The organism is Vibrio sp. JZG120 (assembly GCF_053890955.1).
Genome location: NZ_JBSRRK010000005.1, coordinates 433,857 through 455,462, shown reverse-complemented (window position 1 = coordinate 455,462; position 21,606 = coordinate 433,857). Strand labels below are relative to the sequence as shown.

General features: G+C 44.6%; 17 protein-coding genes. 4 read left to right on the top strand and 13 right to left on the bottom strand.

The annotated features are described in order from the left end of the window. Positions 1–307: 307 nt before the first annotated feature. Entirely contained in the window at positions 308–1,177 is an 870-nt protein-coding gene (locus tag ACWPOD_RS13630) for a hypothetical protein (RefSeq protein WP_104974495.1), read from the top strand. After that, positions 1,174–1,599: a hypothetical protein gene (locus ACWPOD_RS13625; RefSeq protein ID WP_145473186.1), complete on the top strand. Its 426-nt coding sequence runs from the start codon at positions 1,174–1,176 to the stop codon at positions 1,597–1,599. Before ACWPOD_RS13630 ends, ACWPOD_RS13625 begins: the two co-directional genes overlap by 4 nt. Before the next feature lie 323 nt (positions 1,600–1,922). On the opposite strand, the gene carB is transcribed toward ACWPOD_RS13625, so the two are convergent. After that, the gene (gene carB / locus ACWPOD_RS13620; protein ID WP_167426893.1) at positions 1,923–5,156 is read right to left on the bottom strand and encodes a carbamoyl-phosphate synthase large subunit; all 3,234 of its coding nucleotides are present in this window, start codon (positions 5,154–5,156) and stop codon (positions 1,923–1,925) included. 16 nt (positions 5,157–5,172) lie between these two features. Further along, positions 5,173–6,312: a glutamine-hydrolyzing carbamoyl-phosphate synthase small subunit gene (carA, locus tag ACWPOD_RS13615; protein WP_167426894.1), complete on the bottom strand. Its 1,140-nt coding sequence runs from the start codon at positions 6,310–6,312 to the stop codon at positions 5,173–5,175. A gap of 245 nt (positions 6,313–6,557) precedes the next feature. Between carA and ACWPOD_RS13610 the strand changes: the two genes are divergently transcribed. Beyond that, positions 6,558–6,785, top strand: a complete 228-nt coding sequence (locus tag ACWPOD_RS13610; RefSeq protein WP_176319018.1) for a hypothetical protein — start codon at positions 6,558–6,560, stop codon at positions 6,783–6,785. 8 nt (positions 6,786–6,793) lie between these two features. Here the strand turns inward: ACWPOD_RS13610 and dapB are convergent, their stop codons facing one another. The 3 genes from dapB to secA all read right to left on the bottom strand — a co-directional run bounded on the left by dapB (position 6,794) and on the right by secA (position 11,008). After that, positions 6,794–7,603, bottom strand: coding sequence for a 4-hydroxy-tetrahydrodipicolinate reductase (gene dapB, locus ACWPOD_RS13605; RefSeq protein WP_047009079.1), 810 nt, complete (start codon positions 7,601–7,603; stop codon positions 6,794–6,796). A 110-nt stretch (positions 7,604–7,713) separates the two neighbouring features. Continuing rightward, a complete protein-coding gene (gene mutT, locus ACWPOD_RS13600) occupies positions 7,714–8,112 on the bottom strand; it encodes an 8-oxo-dGTP diphosphatase MutT (protein ID WP_005396433.1) in 399 nt (132 codons plus the stop codon). Between the two features lie 166 nt (positions 8,113–8,278). Continuing rightward, complete coding sequence (secA, locus tag ACWPOD_RS13595; protein WP_005396435.1) at positions 8,279–11,008, bottom strand: preprotein translocase subunit SecA; 2,730 nt, start codon at positions 11,006–11,008, stop codon at positions 8,279–8,281. A 408-nt stretch (positions 11,009–11,416) separates the two neighbouring features. On the opposite strand from secA, the gene ACWPOD_RS13590 reads away from it, so the two are divergent. Then, the gene (locus tag ACWPOD_RS13590; RefSeq protein WP_005396436.1) at positions 11,417–11,875 is read left to right on the top strand and encodes a DUF721 domain-containing protein; all 459 of its coding nucleotides are present in this window, start codon (positions 11,417–11,419) and stop codon (positions 11,873–11,875) included. A 113-nt stretch (positions 11,876–11,988) separates the two neighbouring features. Here the strand turns inward: ACWPOD_RS13590 and lpxC are convergent, their stop codons facing one another. The 8 genes from lpxC to murD form a co-directional block, all read right to left on the bottom strand. After that, the gene (gene lpxC, locus ACWPOD_RS13585) at positions 11,989–12,906 is read right to left on the bottom strand and encodes a UDP-3-O-acyl-N-acetylglucosamine deacetylase (RefSeq protein ID WP_005381871.1); all 918 of its coding nucleotides are present in this window, start codon (positions 12,904–12,906) and stop codon (positions 11,989–11,991) included. Between the two features lie 101 nt (positions 12,907–13,007). After that, positions 13,008–14,246, bottom strand: a complete 1,239-nt coding sequence (ftsZ, locus tag ACWPOD_RS13580; protein WP_012842149.1) for a cell division protein FtsZ — start codon at positions 14,244–14,246, stop codon at positions 13,008–13,010. Positions 14,247–14,276: 30 nt separating this feature from the next. Then, on the bottom strand, positions 14,277–15,539 hold the full coding sequence (gene ftsA / locus ACWPOD_RS13575) for a cell division protein FtsA (protein WP_012842150.1): 1,263 nt from the start codon (positions 15,537–15,539) through the stop codon (positions 14,277–14,279). Beyond that, entirely contained in the window at positions 15,532–16,314 is a 783-nt protein-coding gene (locus ACWPOD_RS13570; protein WP_456231949.1) for a cell division protein FtsQ/DivIB, read from the bottom strand. The genes ftsA and ACWPOD_RS13570 overlap by 8 nt, the downstream gene beginning before the upstream one ends. 192 nt (positions 16,315–16,506) lie before the next feature. Next, positions 16,507–17,964 carry a UDP-N-acetylmuramate--L-alanine ligase gene (murC, locus tag ACWPOD_RS13565; protein WP_005396442.1) on the bottom strand — a complete coding sequence of 486 codons (1,458 nt, stop codon included), beginning with the start codon at positions 17,962–17,964 and terminating at the stop codon, positions 16,507–16,509. A 22-nt stretch (positions 17,965–17,986) separates the two neighbouring features. Further along, positions 17,987–19,054, bottom strand: coding sequence for an undecaprenyldiphospho-muramoylpentapeptide beta-N-acetylglucosaminyltransferase (gene murG, locus ACWPOD_RS13560; protein ID WP_124008988.1), 1,068 nt, complete (start codon positions 19,052–19,054; stop codon positions 17,987–17,989). Continuing rightward, positions 19,041–20,237 (bottom strand): cell division protein FtsW, encoded by a 1,197-nt coding sequence (ftsW, locus tag ACWPOD_RS13555; RefSeq protein WP_005396444.1) that lies wholly within the window; start codon positions 20,235–20,237, stop codon positions 19,041–19,043. The genes murG and ftsW overlap by 14 nt, the downstream gene beginning before the upstream one ends. Positions 20,238–20,255: 18 nt before the next feature. Then, on the bottom strand, positions 20,256–21,569 hold the full coding sequence (gene murD, locus ACWPOD_RS13550) for a UDP-N-acetylmuramoyl-L-alanine--D-glutamate ligase (protein WP_456231948.1): 1,314 nt from the start codon (positions 21,567–21,569) through the stop codon (positions 20,256–20,258). Between the last annotated feature and the right edge of the window lie 37 nt (positions 21,570–21,606).

Sequence of the window (21,606 nt, the reverse complement as noted above, 5' to 3'; positions counted from 1 at the left end):
TACACATCCTTTTTATTTAAAGAGGCATCAAAGAGGAAAAACGGTAGCACTTATTCACAAAACCACCAATGGAAAGTCAAGACACCAATCTATTCCTAATTTTCATAGAATTAATGCATAAACTTGATTCCAAACTTTTATATAAAATTTAGTTGTTAGGAAGAATTGAATCACTGTCACAAATCGATTCCTAATAATGAGATCAAACGCTTACCTTTAAATATAAAACTAGACGAATATAAAAAATCTGTTCAGCATGTAGAGTTTACATTGTCAGTGTTCGAAGTCCGATATCTGAGGAAAATACATGACTAGCAACTACCCTTTATCACGACATCAATCCTCAAAAAGTACTGGTAGTATAAGCACCTACCCACTTTATAAATCAAATAATCAACATCGAGATAAAGAAACCATTATCTTATCTATCGAGAGTTTTGATATCGTTGTCAAGAACAAAGTAAAAGACAAAGCGAAAATAGAACGTTGGAAAAACATAAAGGGAATGTTTGAAAATTCAGCAAACTATTATGCTACAGGACAGGACTTAGTTTTTATAACCAACTTATCAAACTATTTGTACGGAAATAATAGCTCTGTTATCGTCAAAAATTATTCTGGAGCTCCACATATCATACTCACAGGCTCCCCTGCTATGCACTCAAAGCTTTCTGGATTAGGAAAGTTTCTTCCCACACCAACTGTGGCAAAGTTCGCTGTTGGACCAGAAGGGGCATTACAATCCATTAGAAGTGGGGGCATAATAACAATTATCTTAATATCCACATACAGAGTGATTGACTTTTTCCTCAATGACCGTCAAACCTTAGCCAAACTATTTGGTACTTTAGCTAGTGATATAATCACTATCGGGTTATCGTCAGCTGCAGCAGCTATATTTGTAAACTTTGCCGCAGCAGTGGGTGGCAGTGTTGTAACTTTAAGCGCTGGCCCATTATTAGGGGCTATTTTGATAAGCTCGGCTGTAGGTCTTTTATTGAATAGAGAAAATGATAAACGAGGTTTAACACAGAAGTTAATAACCTCTATAGATATTTACTTAAAGCAAAGAGATATAGAAGCAAAGAAAAGAGCAAAAGAAGAATATAATGAGATTCAACGTAAGACTCAAAGTATGATCTTCTCTCAAGAAATACAGCGAGGTTTGTTACGGTGAAAAAAGAGAGTTACGACCGAACGCAAGTATTTTTTTATTTAATAGTTTTATTAGTATCCGCAATATCACTGTTAATATGTGGTTTTGATGGATTGTCAGATTTTTATATTAAAATCTATAATAATGAAAGTTATTCATCTTTTGATCAGGCTGATATTTTGATCATAGGCTCTAGTTTGATCTTATTTGAATGCTCTAGAATGTCTGTAAAAACATTAAAATCAAATAAATTCCTAACTAAAAGTGAGTTTAAAAATTCTAGTAAGGTATTTCTAATCATATCGGTAACTAGTTTTTTTCTTCTTTATCCTTCACTAATAGCGGCAGATATTTTTGCAAAAAGTAACGGATACTCTCTTGATACTGAAGAATCAACTTATAACTTAGTCTTAGAAAAAAGAATATACCGAATAGCTCCATAGTTAGTATGTTTTTAAGCTCAACACTGCTTATTTTAACTTTTGCTAATTACCTATCTGTTTAAAGAATTATGATCGGCTTAATCCCTCAGGCCTACAGGGTCAACTTTGTTGTAGCAAGTGGTAGTACTATTTCTTCATCTTTGGGAATATTGCTTGCCATAATTAGCTTGATGATCTTCAAAAGCAAAGCATACCAATCGTTCCTAGCACACTTTAATGCTCTTCATTTTAGAAAAACCTCAATATAAAAAAGCCCGCTCAAATGAGCGGGCAATGAGGTTGTCATGTAAGCCCTGATTAACGAGCTTACTGATTTTTATCTGTTACGCGTCTAGACTAGCTTTCACTTTTGCGTGTAGCTCTTGAACCGAAGTTACTGACGCTTTTGCGTCTGCAGTATGAGACATACATGTAGCGAACGCTGCGTTCAGTGTCGTTGTGTAGTTCACTTTCTCTGCCAGTGCGCCGCGACGTAGAACTTTCGAATCTTCAATCGCTTGACGACCAGCAGCCGTGTTTACGATGTAGGTGTATTCGTTGTTCTTGATACGGTCAAGAATGTGTGGACGACCTTCGTGTACTTTGTTTACCAAACGTGGGTTAATACCCGCTTCGCCCAGAATTACAGCAGTACCGTGTGTCGCATCCAACTGGTAACCCAGTTTCACTAGCTTAGAAGCCAGGTCAACAACACGCTCTTTATCGCCTTCACGTACAGACAGTAGCGCACGACCACCTTCAGGGTAAACTGCACCACAACCTAGCTCTGCTTTCGCGTAAGCTTCTGCGAATGTTGCGCCAACGCCCATTACTTCACCTGTTGAGCGCATTTCTGGGCCCAATAGCGGGTCAACGCCAGGGAATTTGTTGAACGGCAGAACCACTTCTTTCACTGAGTAGTAAGGAGGGATAATCTCTTTAGTAAAGCCTTGTGACTCTAGAGATTGACCCGCCATTACACGTGCAGCGATTTTCGCTAGAGGTGCACCTGTCGCTTTCGATACGAATGGTACCGTACGAGCAGCACGAGGGTTCACTTCGATTAGGTAAACGTCGTTGTCTTTCACAGCAAACTGCGTGTTCATCAAACCGCGTACACCGAGTTCGAACGCCAGCTTCTCAACTTGCTCACGCATCTTGTCTTGAATTTCCTGACTTAGCGTGTATGCAGGCAGTGAACATGCAGAGTCACCAGAGTGAACACCGGCTTGTTCGATGTGTTCCATGATACCGCCGATAACGACGCGTTCACCGTCACAGATAGCATCAATATCAACTTCGGTTGCATCATCCAAGAAACGGTCTAGTAGAACTGGAGACTCGTTCGATACGCTTACTGCTTCGTTGAAGTAGCGACGCAGGTCTTGCTCATCGTAAACAATTTCCATCGCACGACCACCGAGTACATAAGACGGGCGAACAACTAATGGGAAGCCAATTTCTTTCGATTTTTCAACCGCCTGTTCCATCGTTGTTACTGTCGCGTTTTCTGGCTGAAGTAGACCTAGACGGTCAACAGCTGCCTGGAAGCGTTCACGGTCTTCCGCACGGTCGATAGCATCTGGGCTAGTACCAATGATTGGAACACCAGCCGCTTCTAGAGCTCGAGCCAGTTTAAGTGGCGTTTGACCACCGTACTGAACAATCACACCTTTTGGTTTTTCGACGCGAGCGATAGACAGTACATCTTCCAGAGTTACTGGTTCGAAGTACAGACGATCAGACGTATCGTAGTCAGTAGATACCGTTTCTGGGTTACAGTTAACCATGATGGTTTCGTAACCGTCTTCACGCAGCGCAAGTGATGCGTGTACACAACAGTAATCGAATTCAATACCTTGGCCGATACGGTTTGGACCGCCACCAAGAACCATGATCTTGTCTTTGTCTGTTGGGTTTGCTTCACACTCTTCATCGTAAGATGAGTACATGTAAGCCGTATCAGAAGAAAACTCAGCGGCACACGTATCTACACGTTTGTAAACCGGGTGAATATCAAACTGCTCACGAGCACGGCGAATTTCACTTTCAGCGACACCAAGCAGTTTAGACAAGCGCGCATCAGAGAAGCCTTTACGTTTCATCTGGCGAAGCACTTCTTTGGTCAAACCTGCGTAGCCGCCCGCCTTGACTTGCTCTTCGAGTTTTACGATTTCTTCGATTTGAACCAGGAACCAACGGTCAATTTGAGTCAAGTTGAACACGCCGTCAACTGACATGCCAGCTCGGAATGCATCGGCGATGTACCAGATACGCTCAGCGCCTGCTTCTTTAAGTTCGTGACGAATCTTAGTCAGTGCATCTGGTGCTTCTAAATCGACCATCTCGTCAAAACCAGTTGCGCCAACTTCTAGGCCACGAAGTGCTTTGTGAAGAGATTCTTGTTGGTTACGACCAATTGCCATTACCTCACCAACCGATTTCATCTGAGTAGTCAGACGGTCGTTTGCGCCAGCAAATTTCTCGAAGTTAAAGCGAGGAATCTTAGTTACGACGTAGTCGATAGTTGGCTCGAATGATGCTGGTGTTGCACCGCCCGTGATGTCGTTTTGTAGTTCGTCCAGAGTAAAGCCAACAGCAAGCTTCGCGGCAATCTTAGCGATTGGGAAACCTGTTGCTTTTGACGCTAACGCAGAAGAGCGAGATACACGTGGGTTCATCTCGATGATAACCATACGGCCATCTTTCGGGTTGATACCAAACTGTACGTTTGAACCACCTGTTTCAACACCAATTTCACGTAGAACGGCTAGCGATGCATTACGCATTAGCTGGTATTCTTTGTCAGTCAGTGTCTGTGCTGGTGCTACTGTGATTGAGTCACCCGTGTGGATACCCATTGGATCAAAGTTTTCGATTGAACATACGATGATACAGTTGTCCGCTTTGTCACGAACGACTTCCATTTCGTACTCTTTCCAACCGATTAGTGACTCATCGATAAGAAGTTCGTTGGTCGGAGATAAGTCCAGACCGCGACGACAGATTTCTTCGAACTCTTCTTTGTTGTACGCGATACCACCACCAGTGCCACCCATGGTGAACGATGGACGGATGATACAAGGGAAGCCAACCATATCTAAAACTTTGTAAGCTTCTTCCATGCTCTTCGCTGTATCTGCGCGAGGACACTCAAGGCCGATAGACTTCATCGCTTTATCAAAACGAGAACGGTCTTCCGCTTTGTCGATTGCATCTGCAGTTGCGCCGATCATCTCTACGCCGAATTCTTCTAGTACGCCGTGTTTCTCTAAGTCTAACGCACAGTTAAGTGCAGTCTGGCCACCCATGGTTGGCAAAACTGCATCTGGACGTTCTTTCTCGATGATCTTACGTACTACTTCCCATTGAATTGGCTCGATGTAAGTTGCATCTGCCATTTCAGGATCAGTCATGATGGTTGCTGGGTTAGAGTTAACCAGGACAACTCGGTAACCTTCTTCGCGAAGAGCTTTACACGCTTGTGCGCCAGAGTAGTCAAACTCACATGCCTGACCGATAACAATCGGACCAGCACCAAGAATTAGAATACTTTGAATGTCAGTACGTTTTGGCATTATCTACTACTCCGAATTAAGCGCTGTGTTTTTTGATTAGTTCGATAAAGTGGTCAAATAGCGGTGCCGCGTCATGTGGACCAGGGCTCGCTTCTGGGTGACCTTGGAAGCTAAATGCTGGCTTGTCTGTGCGGTGGATACCTTGCAAAGAGCCATCAAATAGCGATACGTGAGTAGCACGTAAGTTTTCCGGTAATGTTGCTTCATCTGCCGCAAAGCCGTGGTTTTGCGAAGTGATCATCACAACGTTACGCTCTAAATCTTTTACTGGGTGGTTTGCACCGTGGTGACCAAACTTCATTTTCACCGTTTGCGCACCTGATGCTAGCGCCAGAATTTGGTGACCTAGACAAATACCAAAAATTGGCAGGCCTTTTTCTAGGAACACTTTGGTTGCTTCAATCGCGTAAGTACATGGTTCTGGGTCACCAGGGCCGTTCGATAAGAATACGCCATCTGGATTTAGTGCCAGAACTTCTTCCGCTGACGTTTCTGCAGGTACAACCGTTAAGCGGCAGCCGCGGTCAACCAACATTCGTAAGATGTTGCGTTTTGCGCCGAAGTCGTAAGCGACAACATGGTATGGCAGCTCGCTGTCATCTTTCGCCTCTGGAAGTCCACCTTCAAGCGTCCACGAACCTTGCTTCCATTGATACGCTTCTTTTGTTGTAACTTCTTTCGCAAGGTCCATTCCTTTTAAGCCTGGGAATTCTTTTGCTTTCGCTAGTGCCAAAGCTTCGTCTAGGTTGTTGCCCGCAACAATACAGCCGTTTTGAGCACCTTTTTCACGCAAGATACGAGTGAGCTTTCGCGTATCAATATCAGCGATGCCAACGATATTTTGAGACTTAAGGTAATCAGAGAGGGATTGTTCATTACGGAAGTTAGAAGCGATAAGAGGAAGATCGCGAATCACAAGGCCTTGTGCATGAATGGAAGAGGATTCTTCATCTTCGGAAGTGGTTCCGGTATTGCCAATGTGAGGATAAGTAAGGGTGACGATTTGCTGAGAATAGGAAGGATCAGTGAGGATTTCTTGATACCCCGTCATCGAGGTATTAAAAACGACTTCACCAACGGAAATACCATCTGCCCCTATGGACACTCCGTGGAACACTGTCCCATCTTCTAGGACTAACAGTGCTAATTTACCCAAGACAACCTCCAGAATAAAAATGCAAAAAAAATAAATCAAACTGCAAACATGCCTTCCTTTACCTATAAAATCTACATAAATAGGTATTTCAGACAAATTGGCGGTATTCTAAAGTTGGACTGGAAACCTGTCAACCTACAATCAAAAATAAATTATCAATTTCTAGCGAGTAAGGTCATTTCGAATCAGTAAGGCTCAAAAAGACAACTTTTGAATGCTATTACATAGGGAGGGATAGAGGTTTAATGAATTTTACAAATTTGAACTTTTTAGGGATCACAAAAAATTATGAGTTTTTAACGCAAACGTTCACCACGACAAAAATAGGAACACTTTTAACGGTTACACCCAAAAACAAAGCCAAAATAGATAAAAACACAACAAAAGTAAGTGCTAAAATCTTCTCTATCAGAATCATTTTATTTACAAATAATTCTATAGATATAAAAAAGCCGGCTAACGCCGGCGAATAATTATGTATTTAGAGTTCATTCAATCCCAAAACATCTGTCATGGTATAAAAGCCCGCAGGTTTAGCACTCAACCAAACTGCAGCCTTTACGGCTCCATTAGCAAACGTCATGCGATCAGTCGCTTTGTGCGTTATTTCCACTCGTTCCCCGATATCAGCAAACATAGCCGTATGCTCACCGACGATATCGCCAGCGCGAATCGTAGCAAAGCCGATCTCATCTTTTGTTCGTTCACCAGTAATGCCTTCTCGAGCATAGACAGCTACATCATTCAGCTTATTACCCATCGCACCAGCAATAGCTTCTCCCATTCCGATAGCGGTACCAGAGGGGGCATCAACTTTATGGCGATGGTGTGCTTCAACAATCTCGATATCACAGTAATCCCCCATTACTTTGGCCGCTTTCTCAAGAAGCTTAAAGACAAGGTTTACGCCTACAGAATAATTTGGCGCCATCACAACAGGCACTTGCTTAGCGGCTTCGTCAATCAGTTCACGCTCTGCATCACTGAAGCCAGTCGTCCCAATCACAATACTCTTTCCATGCTTCTTACACAGTTCAAGATTCGCTAATGTGCTTACTGGAGCGGTGAAATCTATGATTACATCAAAATTATCGACGTCTTTAGCAAGATCATCCGTTAAGAGCACATCGAATTTACCTTCACCACAAAGTTCACCGATATCGACACCGACAAGTGAAGACTCAGGTCGTTCTGATCCCGCGCTCACTGTCGCTTCAGGATTAAGGTGTGAAGCTTTAACCAAATTACGGCCCATTCGGCCAGCTGCTCCTGCGATTGCAATACGAACCATTGCGCTTTCTCTCCTTCTCTAGATAACGAGGTTTGCTCTCGTTCTCTCGTTTTGCTTAATCTGTTTAAACTAACAACATACTATGGTTACCACAAGCAAGTTCATCGAGCTTAAGCAAACTCTTTTACAACACGCTCCAAGATAGGTACGTTCGCTTCAGGAAAGGTGTAGTCGCCCAATTCGCTGATCTCAACCCAGCATCCTTCTTGACCTTCTCGACCGTAAGGCTCATTACTGAATTGAGATACTGTAATAAAATCAAACTTGAGTGATTTATCTGGATAGTCGTATTCCAAGTGTTCAAAAGGGGCTTGCTCAATAACTTCAATTCCCACTTCTTCTTCGAGTTCTCTTGTAATAGCAAGCTCAATACTTTCTCCCGGCTCGACTTTGCCACCCGGAAACTCCCAAAACCCGCCTTTGTGCTTATCATCAGGACGCTTTGTAATAAAGATCTTTGATTTGTCTTGGTTAAAAATAATTGCCGCGACTATGTGAATTCTTTTCATGGGGATTCCTAACTCTCAAGACCGTTGTACTTTTCTATTGTGACAACGAGCTTCTACATCTCAAAAACTTGCTGACCTATCAAACTTATGGAATTTGATAGCCAAAGAATTTATTTAAAAAAAGAGTCGCCTAAGCGACTCTTTGATAAATAATCCGACTAACAGATTAGTCGATTTTGCCGTGGCACTGTTTGTACTTCTTGCCACTGCCACAAGGGCAAGGTTCATTACGACCTACTTTACGTTCATCACGTACCATTGGTTGATTTGAACCTTCTTCAGATTCTTCGCCTTCAGAAAGCGGATTTTGTGCTGCAGCGTGTTGCGCTTGCGCACGACGAGCGGCTTCTTCAGCTTGCGCACGACGCTGTTCTTCCATACGTTCAACTTCTTCTTGTTGCTGAACGCGAACACGAGATAGAACAGTAATAACGTCTGTTTTCAGCGCTTCTAGTAGACCCTCAAACAGTTCAAACGACTCACGTTTGTATTCTTGTTTTGGATTCTTCTGTGCGTAACCGCGTAAATGGATACCTTGACGCAAGTGATCCATCGCAGCCAAATGCTCTTTCCAAAGCGTATCCAGTGTCTGAAGCATGACCGATTTTTCGAAGTTGCGAAGCACTTGTGCACCCACCACTTCCTCTTTCTCTTTGTACACTTCAACGGCTAGGTTGATGATCTTTTCACGTAATGCTTCTTCGTAAAGCTTGTCGTCTTCTTCAAGCCATTGCTTCACTGGCGCATCAAGATCGAAGTCCGCTTTCAAGCGCTCTTGTAGACCTTCAACATCCCACATATCTTCTAGTGACTGTGGTGGAATGTACTCATCAATAACCGCTGTTAGCACATCTTCACGGTTTTGCTCGATCATGCCGCTGATGTCTTCAACGTTCATTAACTCGTCACGCAGTTCGTAGACAACCTTACGTTGATCGTTCGCTACATCATCGTATTCAAGCAGCTGCTTACGGATATCAAAGTTACGACCTTCCACTTTGCGCTGTGCTTTTTCAATTGAGCGAGAAAGCATTTTCGATTCAATAGCTTCACCTTCTTCCATACCACTTTGAATAAGGCTCGCCATACGATCAGAAGTGAAAATACGTAGCAAAGAGTCTTCCATAGATAGGTAGAAGCGCGATGAACCCGCATCACCTTGACGACCGGAACGACCACGTAGCTGGTTATCAATACGGCGAGATTCGTGGCGCTCAGTACCGATGATATGTAGACCACCAGCTTCTAGCACTTGGTCATGCACCACTTTCCACTCTGCTTTAATCGCATCGATTTGCTCTTGAGTTGGGTTCTCTAAAGCTTCAACTTTTGATTGCCAGCTACCGCCAAGCACAATGTCCGTACCACGACCGGCCATGTTGGTCGCGATAGTTACCGCACCAGGCATGCCCGCTTCAGCAACAATTTCCGCTTCTTTCTCATGGAATTTCGCGTTCAATACGTTGTGTTTGATCTTAGCCTTCTTCAATGCGTTAGAAAGAAGTTCTGACTTTTCAATCGACACAGTACCAACAAGCGTTGGCTGCCCTTTGGCAACACGCTCTTTAATATCTTCAATGATTGCCGCAAACTTCTCTGCTTCAGTACGGTAAACCACATCTGGCATATCGTTACGAATCATCGGCTTGTTGGTTGGGATAACCACCGTTTCCAAACCATAGATAGACTGGAATTCGAACGCTTCAGTATCCGCTGTACCTGTCATACCTGACAGTTTTTCGTATAAACGGAAGTAGTTCTGGAAGGTAATAGAAGCCAAAGTTTGGTTTTCGTTTTGGATCTTAACGCCTTCTTTCGCTTCTACTGCTTGGTGAAGACCTTCAGACCAACGACGACCTGGCATTGTACGACCAGTGTGTTCATCAACGATGACCACTTCACCTTCATCAGTAACAATGTAATCAACGTTACGCTCGAATAACACATGAGCACGCAAAGCAGCATTCACGTGATGCAACATGCTGATGTTAGCCGGAGAGTAAAGTGTATCACCTTCCTCCATCAGACCGTTTTTCACCAACAGTTCTTCAACGTATTCTTGACCTGTTTCTGTTAGGTATACTTGCTTTGATTTTTCATCAACAGTGTAGTGACCATCACCACGGTATTCTTCAGAGTCTTCTTTATCTTGCTTTTTCAGATGCGGGATCAAAAGGTTGATTCGAGTGTATAGCTCAGAGCTATCTTCAGCAGGACCAGAAATGATCAAAGGAGTACGAGCTTCATCAATTAGGATTGAGTCCACCTCATCGACAACAGCAAAGAAGCGATCACGCTGTACACGGTCTTCGCTACGGAAAGCCATATTGTCACGAAGGTAGTCAAAACCAAATTCATTGTTGGTTCCGTATAGAATGTCAGCTTGGTACGCTTCTTTTTTCTCTTGAGGAGGCATGTTTGGCACGTTTACGCCAACGGTCATACCTAAAAATTCAAATAGAGGGCGGTTCGTCTCAGCATCACGTTTAGCTAGATAATCGTTCACTGTTACGATGTGAACACCTTTACCAGCAAGAGCATTTAAGTAAGCTGGAAGCGTTGCAGTCAGCGTTTTACCTTCACCTGTACGCATCTCCGCAATTTGACCCGCATTTAGAACCATACCACCGATAAGCTGAACGTCGAAGTGACGCATGCCGTAGACACGCTTAGATGCCTCACGAACCGTAGCAAAAGCTTCAGGAAGTAGTTTATCAAGAGTTTCACCTTTCTCTAGGCGCTCACGGAACTCAACCGTCTTTGCTTTTAACTCTTCATCACTTAGAGCTTCGAATGTTGGCTCGTAGTTATTAATTTCTTTTACAATTTTTCTAAGGCGGCGCAGTGTTCGGTCGTTGCGACTGCCAATCACTTTTGTCAGTAGCTTAGTTATCATTTTTCGTGAATCTCTCTTTAATCAGACCGTTCCCGATCTACTCATAATGCCTTCAGTCTCTGCCAGTTTGGAACTAAGAATACTGAGATAAATCATTTATCAAAGATATTGAGTTCAAACATCCATATTTCAAGGCTAAGTTTCGAAACAATGTGGCTTAGTGTAAGGATTTTTCATCGATACAACCATAAATAGACGTATTTGTTTGAAGCACTCTGAAGTTTTTACTTAAAGTGGTGACTGATTAGACGATATTGCATACCACAATATGTGTAATTTATTCAGAGCAGACTTTGCTTTTTACCTTGCTACATTGTAAAACTGAAGCGAAAGACGTTAATGTAAACTATACCTTGATAGAAAGCTGCTCTAGAATAGCTGATATCTCAACAAAATTAGATTTTACCTATGCGTGATCACCGTCCAACCTCGACTGAAGATGTTATTGCTGAATCACAGTTCAAGCAGATTCAAGAACATGCTGGAGAAATCTTACAGCTTAACCAAGCTTTGCAAGAGATCTTACCCAAAGGGACGGCCGATCATTGCCGGGTGGCGAATGTTCGTAACGGCCACCTATTGATCGATGTTTCTAGTGCCGCGATCAAAATGAAGATCGATTACGATCGCCTCATGATCCTAAATAAACTTCGTACTCAAGGCTTTGCCAAACTGATGAGCGTTGAAGTGAGGATCAATCCATCATTATACCGAAATCGTTTCGAACAAGACGACAGACCTAAACGTCCACCATTAACAGAATCTGCAGCAAAGTCATTGATGACGATTGCCGACATGGCACCGCCTAAAATTCAAGAGCGTTTAAAGCGATTGGCCGATATGGCAGAAAAGAAAGACCGTAAGTGATCGTTATTTCAATATGCTGAAAAGCTCGAATGCTATTAATAAGCCCAAGATTAAAGCCAAATAGCAAAAAACCAGGCATAAGCCTGGTTTTTATTAATTTTAATGCCGAGTATTTACGCAAGCACCATATTTGGTTCAGCGAATGCTACTGGTGAGCCGACTTCTTCTTCGAATGTAGTCCACTCCCACGCTTCCTGATCAGCAAGAACTGCTCGCAGAAGTTGGTTGTTCAAACCGTGACCCGATTTAAAGGCGCGAAATTCACCGATGATTGGGTGACCACACATGTAAAGATCACCAATCGCATCCAACACTTTGTGAGTCACAAACTCATTTTCAAAGCGTAGACCTTCTTCGTTAAGAATACGGTAATCATCCAATACGATAGCATTGTCGAAACTACCACCCAATACTAGGTTTTGAGATTGTAGATATTCGATATCACGCATAAAGCCAAACGTACGTGCACGAGAAATTTCACGAACGAAGCCTTTTGAAGAGAAATCAAACAGCAAGCGCTGTTCGTCTGACTCAATAGCAGGGTGATTAAATTCAATTTCGAAGTCCATGCGGAAGCCGTTAAATGGTACAAACTCTGCCCATTTATCGCCATCTTCAAAACGAACTGGCTTTTTAATACGGATGAAACGTTTTGGCGCATTTTGCGTTTCGATACCTGCTTGTTGTAGCAAGTATACAAATGGGCTAGCACTACCATCCATAATTGGAATTTCAGGTGCGTCTACTTCGACAACAATGTTGTCGATGCCCATACCAGCAAGTGCCGCATTCAAGTGCTCTACAGTTGAAATACGCACACCTTCGTCGTTTACCAAAGCAGTACATAGCATGGTGTCACGAACAGAAGCTGGATCAGCTGGAAAATCTACAGGTGGGTTTACATCTGTACGACGGTAAATGATACCTGTATTTGCAGCAGCCGGGCGCAGAGTAAGCGTGACTTTACGACCAGAGTGGAGGCCCACACCAGTTGTTTTCACTATTTCTTTCAGAGTACGTTGTCTGATCATCTGCTTGCCTCTCAAAAATTTGCTACAAAACACGGCCGTCTGTAACGTCGACCGTGAATGCTACCATAATTTTGAGCCATGTCAAATTTATGGATTAAAGATTAATCAGCCTGACGACGCAAAAATGCCGGGATATCTAAATAACCACTTTCCTTCTCTTGCTTCGGAGCCGCAGAGCTTTGGCTCGACGATGCTGGAGAAGAAGAAACTGTATTTGTAGGCTGAGGAGTTACCTGTGGCTTCTCTTGCACTTGATTATTTTGCAAGGTTTGTGCCGGTTTCTCTTCAGCTTGCGTTGCCGCCGCTTGCTGTTGTGGTTGAGCCTGCGGCGTCGGAGCGACTTTCGCTTTACCACCCGCAACTAGCGTGATATCTGGTTTTTTCTCATTGCCAATACCTGTCGCTACAACTGTTACGCGGATTTCGTCCGTCATATCTGGGTCTAGAGAAGTACCGATAACAACAGTTGCATTGTCAGAAGCAAATGCTTTCACTGTATTACCAACCGTCTCAAACTCGTCAAGACGCATATCCAGACCTGCAGTAATATTGACAAGAACACCACGAGCGCCCGCTAGATCGATGTCTTCCAGAAGTGGGCTAGAAATTGCCATTTCAGCCGCTTCTTCAGCACGATCTTCGCCTTTAGCAATACCGCTGCCCATCATCGCGTGACCCATTTCAGACATTACTGTTCTTACGTCCGCAAAGTCGACGTTGATCATGCCAGGGCGAGTAATTAGCTCTGCAATGCCTTGAACTGCGTTCTTAAGAACGTCGTTCGCACTTGCAAAAGCTTCTAGTAGCGTGACACCACGGCCAAGTACTTTAAGCAGCTTTTCGTTTGGAATCGTAATCAAAGAGTCAACGTGCTTAGACAGCTCATCGATACCTTGCTCAGCGAACGCCAAACGCTTTTTGCCTTCAAAGCTGAACGGTTTTGTCACTACCGCGACAGTTAGAATGCCAAGCTCTTTAGCTACTTCAGCAATAACAGGTGCTGCACCAGTACCTGTACCGCCACCCATACCAGCTGCGATAAACACCATATCGGCGCCAGTTAGGGAATCTTTAATTCTATCTCTGTCTTCGAGAGCTGCGTCACGGCCAACCTGTGGATTAGCACCTGCACCCAGACCTTTGGTGATATCGCCACCGATCTGAATAACATTGCCAACGCTTGTCTTACGAAGTGCTTGCGCATCAGTGTTGACGCTGATGAATTCCACACCTTCGATGGATTCACGCACCATGTGTTCAACGGCGTTACCACCGCCGCCACCAACCCCAACGACCTTGATTACTGCATCGTCAGACATTTCCATCATCGGTTCAAACATGTGTTGTCTCCGTTTATCCTGCAACTCAGGTTAAAACTCTTTTTGTATCCAGTTACGCAATTTATCGAAAAAGCCAGTAACAGATGAGCGTTTAGGTTCATTATAATCGCTATCGTCGCTAGACTGCATGTCTCTTGCGTAATGAAGTAATCCAACTGCCGTAGAATGGTACGGCTCTTTTACATAGTCAGTTAATCCGCTGACTTCGAGCGGTTTGCCGACCCTTACTTGATTGCGGAATACGCGTTCCGCACATTCTATCACTCCGTCCATTTGCGCAGCACCGCCGGTGAGTACAACTCCCGCAGCTAGATGGTGCTTTATACCCTCTTCGCGCAATTTCGCTTGTACAGAGTCAATAGTTTGGTTAACCAGTCCCATAAGCTCAGAGTAGCGTGGCTCAATCACTTCTGACAACGTTTGACGTTGCAGACTACGTGATGGTCGCCCACCTACGCTTGGTACATTAACCGTGTCATCCTTACTGACCAGTTCACTCAAAGCACAGCCATATTTGACTTTTATTTCTTCAGCATCGCTCACTGGCGTACCAAAAGCAAAAGCAATATCGCTGGTTACAGCATTTCCTGCGTACGAAAATACTTCTGTGTGACGTAACGCACCGCCAGTCCAGATGGCCACATCCATCGTGCCGGCGCCAATATCCACCACACAAACTCCAAGCTCTCTTTCATCCTCGGTGATTACTGCATTACTTGCAGCAAGCCCAGAAAATACGAGTTGCTCTACTTTAAGGCCGCATCGTTCTACCGCCTTAATAATATTGCGTGCCATGTCATTATGGCATGAGATAAGGTGGACACTTACTTCCATTCTTACCCCAGATAAACCAAGCGGATTTTTGATTCCCTCTTGGTAATCAATGGTGAACTCTTGCGGAATCACATGAAGGATTCGCTGTTCATCACCGATTTTAATCGATTTTGCGGTATGGATAGCGCGATCCATGTCTTCTTGAGACACTTCTTCATCTGAAATCGTGCCCATACCTTTTTCAATTCGGCTTGCGATATGCTTACCAGACAACGAAATGAAGACTCGGCTGATCTGGCACTCGGCCATCAATTCAGCTTGATCAATTGCACGTTGTACTGATTTTACAACCGACTCCAAGTCATTCACGCCACCTTTATCCATGCCACGTGAAGGGCTACTACCTGCGCCAATAATATTAATTTGACCGTCTGGTAGAACCTCACCCACTAGAGCCGATACGGTTGCAGTGCCTATATCAAGACCAACAATAATGTTGTCATCAGCGGCCTTAGTCATCTGTACTCTCTTCTAACTCTTGTTCAGGAAACCAACCAACTGCGGCTCCTGTATCGTACCTAAGATCGATATAACTGATTCTTTGCGTGTCACTGCCAAGCTTGTTATAGAGCTTAAAAAATCGCTCTATACGCTCAAGAAGAGACTCTTTACCGAGCTCTAATCGAATACCGTTATCAAGGATGATTTGCCAAGCTCGTCGCTCGTTTAATACCAGAGACGATATCGCTAAACCCAATTGCTGAAACTTAGGACTCAAATCACGGTAAGTCTGTAAGACTTCTGGTCCGCTGTCTTTGGGTCCGTACAGTTTCACTTTTTCGTCTTGTAACAGAGCCACATCGCCATCAAAAACAAACCCGTTTTTATCTAACAGTTCGTTGCCATTCCAAATGGCTTCAGGTTGATGCTCTGTCAAAAAAACTTTTACTGTATCCGGCCACTGCTTTCGGATTGCGGCATGCGCCACCCACGGCAGAGCTTCGACACTTTGCTGTAATACATCAATATCCTGAGACATAAATGTACCGATGTGATCTATTCGACTAAATGCAGCCTGCACATCGTCAGCTTGGACATACTCCAGTTTTCCCTGAAGTACTATTTTGGAGAGAGGTAACCTTTGGTCATCCCACATCCAACTGATCGCCGAGTACAAAACAGAACTAATTAAGGTCACAACCATAACGAAAAATAACGCACCCAAGATTTTCTCTTGGCGACCACGGTTATTATCCGTGTTTGGTCGCTCGTCATTCAGTGCAATATTCAACAACGTCTTCGTTTCCTGACTTTTGTCGTGTACTTTTTACCCACATAATTACGCAGAGGTAAAAGTCTTGACTTTAACCTTGGGATTATACTGAGCTCTTGTAAACTATCAAACACTGATAGCAATAAATCACAATGATATTGACGCAAAATCGAGATCTGAGTCTTTATCTGTCCTTCGCGCCAACAATCTATGTTAACCAAGCATCTTGTTTATATTTAATTCAAGACCTGCCAGTTGTTTCGCCACTTTACCAACATCACCCGCACCTTGCGTTAAGATTAGGTCGCCGTCTTGTATAACGTTAGCTAAAACTGAAGGTAATTGCTCGATTTCTGGAACAAAAATCGGATCTACCTTACCTCGGCTGCGAATTGTGCGACACAATGAACGTCCATCAGCTCCTGCAATTGGCTTTTCACCTGCGGCATAAACATCCAACATGATTAATACATCAACTTGCTCTAGAACATTCGCAAAGTCATCGTATAGATCACGAGTACGGCTATAACGGTGTGGTTGGAAAATCATAACGAGACGTTTATCTTGCCAACCGCTTCGCGCAGCATTAATGGTCACATCAACTTCTGTTGGGTGGTGTCCGTAATCATCCACTAACATGGCATGACCATTACCGGTATCAAACTCGCCAAGGTGATCAAAACGTCGTCCCGTGCCTTGCGTTCCGGCCATTGCTTTTAGAATTGCATCGTCTTCAATGTCATCTTCGGTAGCCACTGCAATCGCAGCCGACGCATTAAGTGCATTGTGACGACCTGGAATGTTCAGAGTGATATCTAGGTTGGCACGCCCTTTACGTACTACCGTAAATTTGCCTTGCTGACCTTCTTGACGATAGTTTTCGATGCGTACGTCAGCATCTGCGGAGAAACCGTAAGTAATCACTTGACGACTAATACGTGGGATTAACTCTCGAACCACAGGATCATCAATACAAACAATAGCTTGGCCGTAGAACGGTAGATTGTGTAGAAAATCAATGAAGGTTTGCTTTAACGTTTCAAAGTCACCCCCATAAGTATCCATATGATCGGCTTCAATATTAGTGACGATACTTACCATTGGTTGCAGGTGCAGGAATGACGCGTCGCTCTCATCCGCCTCAGCAATTAGAATACGACTCGAGCCTAAACGAGCATTTGTACCTGCGCTTTTCACCAAGCCGCCGTTTACAAACGTTGGATCAAGACCGGCTTCAGAATAAATTTGTGTCACGAGCGCCGTCGTCGTCGTTTTACCGTGCGTGCCCGCAACGGCAATACCATGACGGAAGCGCATCAACTCAGCGAGCATCTCAGCACGACGTACAATAGGGATACGTAACTCACGTGCCGCCATCACTTCTGGGTTTTCTTCGTTGATAGCGGTTGAAACCACAACCACACTGGCTTTTTCAACATTGCTAGCTTGGTGCCCGATAAATACCGTCGCACCTTTTGATACTAAACGCTCTGTCACAGGGTTTTCTGATAAGTCAGAACCCGTGATTTGATAGCCTTCATTCAACAGCACTTCTGCAATGCCGCTCATGCCCGCACCACCAATACCGATGAAGTGGATGGATTTCACGCGGCGCATCTCTGGCACCATGGCGCGAATCTGAGCTAAGTCTTGTGTATGTTGGATTGTCATCAATTCTATTCTCAATAATTCGTTAACGCTTTTCGGTCAAAGCGACAATGGCTTGTGCGACAACTCGGTCGGCATTCAATTTAGCAGCGCCACGCGCTTGCTCAGCCATCGTAAGTAAAGCTTGGCGATCCAATTGTTGGATCTGCTGAGTCAAAGACTCAACGGTTAAGTCTGGTTGTTCAATCATTTTCGCTGCGCCGCATTCTACTAGATGATCGGCATTCAGTGCTTGTTGGCGATCTTTATGCATAAAAGGAACAAAGATAGCCCCTACGCCTGCCGCTGATACTTCAGAAACGGTTAACGCCCCTGAACGACAAACTAAAAGGTCAGCCCATGCATAAGCCTCTGCTACGTCGTCAATGAACTCTGTGACTTCTGCATTTACCACACCATTAGCTTGGTATGCGGCGTTCACTTCTTCGGCGGAACCTTTGCCCGCTTGATGACGAATACAGTAATCACCGCCCAACTTTGCCATCACTTCTGGCAGAGTTTGGTTAAGAATGCGTGCACCTTGGCTACCGCCCATCACCAGAATACGAATTGGGCCTTGGCGATCTTGCATTCGCTCTGCAGGCGCTTCTAATCTTGTTAGGTCTTCACGAACTGGGTTACCGACTACCTCAGCATTAGGGAACGCGCCAGGAAAGGCCTGAAAGACTTTCTTAGCAATTTTTGATAGCCATTGGTTTGTCAAACCCGCAACCGCGTTTTGTTCGTGCAGAACAACAGGAATACCGCTCAACCAAGCCGCAATACCACCGGGGCCACTCACATACCCCCCCATACCTAACACGGCATCGGGCTTCCAATGCTTCATGTGCGCGCGAGCTTGCATGATGGCATTAATAATTTGAAATGGAGCTGCAAGCAGACGCTTTACGCCTTGACCTCGTAACCCTTTCACTTTGATAAAATCGATTTCAATGCCATGTTTTGGCACCAAATCCGCTTCCATTCGATCCGCCGTGCCTAACCAACGGATCTCCCAGCCTTGCTCTTGCAGCTGTTTTGCTACGGCTAACCCTGGGAATACGTGACCGCCAGTACCACCAGCCATCACCATCAAACGTTTATTTTGTTTCATTAGTTTGTTGTTCTGATTGTTGTTGCTCGCGTTTCAAGCGGCATTCGTAATCGATACGCAGTAATATGGACACTGCGACGGACATAATAATCAGACTGGAACCACCATAACTGATTAGCGGAAGTGTTAAACCTTTGGTTGGTACGATACCAGCTGCAGCACCAACGTTCACCAAGGTCTGGAACGCAAACCAAATACCGATACCGAAAGCCAGATAACCGCCGAACATTTCGCCTTCTTCAAACGCACGCTTGCCTATGTAAACCGCTTTTAACACTAAGCTAAAAATCAACATTAAGACCAACACAACGCCAACAAAACCGAGCTCTTCAGCAAGTACGGCAAACACAAAGTCGGTATGCGCTTCCGGTAGATATTCCAGTTTTTGAATTGAATTACCGAGACCTTGACCGAACCATTCACCACGACCAAACGCCATCAAAGACTGAGTCAACTGATAGCCACTGCCAAATGGGTCTTCCCACGGGTCAAGGAAGGAGGTTACTCGTCGCATACGGTATGGTTCGACTAAAATCAAACCTACCACAGCGCCGATACCTGCCACCATCAACGCGAGAAACTGAGTCAGTTTTGCGCCTGCGATAAACAGCATGCCAAACAGTGTTACTAGCATCACGACGACCGTACCCAAGTCTGGCTGACCAAGCAGTAATACTGCGAAGAAGGCAAACACCATGATTGGCTTCATAAAGCCACCAAAGAAGGTTTGTCGTACTTCGTCTTGCTTTCGAACTAAGTAACCAGACATGAAGATAAACAGCGATAGCTTCGCGACCTCTGCTGGCTGAAGGTTAAACAGCCCAAGGGGAATCCAACGAGACGCACCATTAACCGACTTACCCGCCAAGAGCACGATGATCAACAGTGCAAAAGAAGCCCAAAGTAAGTAGTGGCTTTTCTTAAACCACTCTTGCAAAGGCACTTGCAAAATAACAGCGGATGTCCCTAGCGCCAGCACAAGAAACGTCGCGTGACGAAACATAAAGTGAAACGGCTGTTCGGTTAATCGTGAGCTGATCGGAAATGATGCAGAGGTTACCATCACCAACCCCGTCAACATCAAACCCAGTGCAATCCACACTAGCTGACGATCAAACATCGCCTCTGGGGCTGGATGCTTGAGCCAATTGCCAATACTGCGTTTAACGTTACCTAAACCCACGAAGTGTGTAACCTTTAATTATGCATATTTCTGAGCAAGGGCAGCGAAGACATCGCCTCTTGCCGTAAAGTTGTCGAATTGATCAAAGCTAGCACATGCTGGAGACAGCATCACCATATCGCCTGGTTTTAACTGCGAAGATACTTGTTGAATCACATCTTCCATGGTGTCGAAACGTATTGCAGATTCATGCAGTGGCATAAAGTCATCGCCATCAGCGCCAAAGCAGCACAGTTGCAAGTTAAGCGTCGCGAAGATCGGTTTTAATGGCGAGAAGTCAGCACCTTTGCCAACACCACCAACGAGCAAGTAGAGCTTACCTGTCGACTCCAAACCAGATAGCGCAGCCATAGTGCTGGCTATATTAGTTGCTTTAGAGTCATTCACCCATTTTACGCCTTGATTATCCGCAACCACCTGGCATCGGTGTGTCAGTCCCGTGTAATTTTTAAGTGCATTCAATGCGTTGTGATAATCAACGCCCGCAGCCTTTAAGAGCGCTAAAACGACCAATGCATTGGATAAGTTGTGTTTACCAACCAACTTAAGCTCATCACTTGCGACGACTCGTTGACCGTGATCGAGCAGCCAAGTGCGATTGCCATCCACCTCGAGACCAAAGTCCTGATTGTCGCTGCCAAATGTCACCAATGGCATCTCTGCATCTGGGAAGGTTTCTTGATCATCACGGTTCACTACCGCGAGATCAGCATGATCAAAAATACGCAACTTGGCTTGTCGATAGTCAGACATGCCTTGATAACGGTCCATATGATCTTCAGAAAGATTCAGAAACGCAGCGGCTTTGAGCTTTAAGCTTGACGTTGTTTCCAACTGGAAGCTTGAGAGTTCAAGCACATATAGGTCTGCGTCATGTTCTAGTAAATCCAAGGCAGGAACGCCGATATTGCCACCAACGCCAACATCCAAACCCGCGGCCTTGGCCATCACGCCTGTGAGATCGGTGACAGTGCTCTTACCGTTTGAGCCCGTAATCGCAATCACAGGCTTCTGCACCGCCCAGGCGAATAACTCAATATCACCAACTACTGTCGTGCCTTTTGCTAATACGGCTTGGATCTCTGGTGTCGCTAGCGCAATACCAGGGTTGGTCACGATAAGATCCGCGTCAGAAAGCCAGTCTGTATTCCAACCACCACTATGCAGTTGAACACTTTCCGGCAAGCGCTCTGCACCTGGAGGGTTTACACGAGTATCAATGACTTTGACCACAAGCTGTGGCTGATTTTTTCTTAGGTGTTTAACGACAGAGAGCCCGGTAATACCGAGCCCTACGACGACAACACTATGTATGTTTTGCCAACGTTCCATATTTGATCACACTGTAAATCTTGTTCTTGGAAAGTGC